We start from the raw sequence: 250 nt of genomic DNA, 5'->3' as shown, positions 1-250 counted from the left end.
GCACCACCGAGGCCCGGCTGGGTGGTTTGCCTTGCTGGCTGGCACTGAGCAGGGCAACAATTCGAGCCCGCAACTCCGCGTCTTGAAGTTCACCCTGGGCGACCAAACCAGCCAGCTCTGCCAGCAATGTCTTGTACAGGTCAGCCCAATTGACCGTCTCCGTGACACCTGCTGCGACCGTGCGCCAAAGATCGGCAACGCGCCGCTGAACCATCAAGATAGCTTGGTCTGTGCTAGATCGGAAGAGCAC

The 250-nt window shown here is 60.4% G+C and carries 1 protein-coding gene; it reads right to left on the bottom strand.

Annotated elements, in window-relative coordinates; translation table 11 throughout:
- On the bottom strand, window positions 1-250 hold a 250-nt coding region (locus RVY79_RS20880; protein WP_317466520.1), incomplete at both ends, for a hypothetical protein.

The organism is Chromohalobacter sp. HP20-39, from assembly GCF_033052815.1.
Lineage (GTDB): Bacteria > Pseudomonadota > Gammaproteobacteria > Pseudomonadales > Halomonadaceae > Chromohalobacter.
Note: the sequence above shows the minus strand (reverse complement) of the source record. Positions and strands in the feature narration are given on the sequence as shown.